The organism is Streptomyces sp. NPDC088766 (assembly GCF_044750845.1).
Taxonomy (GTDB): Bacteria; Actinomycetota; Actinomycetes; order Streptomycetales; family Streptomycetaceae; genus Streptomyces.
In genome coordinates this window covers 3218-4602 of the sequence record NZ_JBIVKQ010000058.1, presented here as the reverse complement: position 1 = coordinate 4602, position 1385 = coordinate 3218, and the positions used below count along the sequence as shown (strand labels likewise).

The 1385-nt window shown below is 57.8% G+C and carries 2 rRNA genes (1 of these 2 cut by a window edge); both read right to left on the bottom strand.

What is annotated here, in order from left to right:
• Nucleotides 1-117 (bottom strand): 5S ribosomal RNA (gene rrf / locus ACIP5W_RS35700).
• A gap of 93 nt (nucleotides 118-210) precedes the next feature.
• Nucleotides 211-1385, bottom strand: a 23S ribosomal RNA gene (locus ACIP5W_RS35695); it runs 1369 nt beyond the window's last position.

Here is a 1385-nt window from a genome sequence, read left to right as displayed (position 1 = left end):
GTTCGGCGGCGTCCTACTCTCCCACAGGGTCCCCCCTGCAGTACCATCGGCGCTGTGAGGCTTAGCTTCCGGGTTCGGAATGTGACCGGGCGTTTCCCTCACGCTATAACCACCGAAACACGGTGAAACGGTGAACCTGCCGCACCACACCCGGTGACGGGCGCGGGGCCGTTCGTGGTTTCAGAACCAACACAGTGGACGCGAGCAACTGAGGACAAGCCCTCGGCCTATTAGTACCGGTCAGCTTCACCCATTACTGGGCTTCCACATCCGGCCTATCAACCCAGTCGTCTACTGGGAGCCTTACCCCATCAAGTGGGTGGGAGTCCTCATCTCGAAGCAGGCTTCCCGCTTAGATGCTTTCAGCGGTTATCCCTCCCGAACGTAGCCAACCAGCCATGCCCTTGGCAGGACAACTGGCACACCAGAGGTTCGTCCGTCCCGGTCCTCTCGTACTAGGGACAGCCCTTCTCAAGACTCCTGCGCGCGCAGCGGATAGGGACCGAACTGTCTCACGACGTTCTAAACCCAGCTCGCGTACCGCTTTAATGGGCGAACAGCCCAACCCTTGGGACCGACTCCAGCCCCAGGATGCGACGAGCCGACATCGAGGTGCCAAACCATCCCGTCGATATGGACTCTTGGGGAAGATCAGCCTGTTATCCCCGGGGTACCTTTTATCCGTTGAGCGACGGCGCTTCCACAAGCCACCGCCGGATCACTAGTCCCGACTTTCGTCCCTGCTCGACCCGTCGGTCTCACAGTCAAGCTCCCTTGTGCACTTACACTCAACACCTGATTGCCAACCAGGCTGAGGGAACCTTTGGGCGCCTCCGTTACTCTTTAGGAGGCAACCGCCCCAGTTAAACTACCCATCAGACACTGTCCCTGATCCGGATCACGGACCCAGGTTAGACATCCAGCACGACCAGAGTGGTATTTCAACGACGACTCCACCTGAACTGGCGTCCAGGCTTCACAGTCTCCCACCTATCCTACACAAGCCGAACCGAACACCAATATCAAACTGTAGTAAAGGTCCCGGGGTCTTTCCGTCCTGCTGCGCGAAACGAGCATCTTTACTCGTAGTGCAATTTCACCGGGCCTATGGTTGAGACAGTCGAGAAGTCGTTACGCCATTCGTGCAGGTCGGAACTTACCCGACAAGGAATTTCGCTACCTTAGGATGGTTATAGTTACCACCGCCGTTTACTGGCGCTTAAGTTCTCAGCTTCGCACGCCCGAAAGCGCACTAACCGGTCCCCTTAACGTTCCAGCACCGGGCAGGCGTCAGTCCGTATACATCGCCTTACGGCTTCGCACGGACCTGTGTTTTTAGTAAACAGTCGCTTCTCGCTGGTCTCTGCGGCCACCCCCAGCTCACC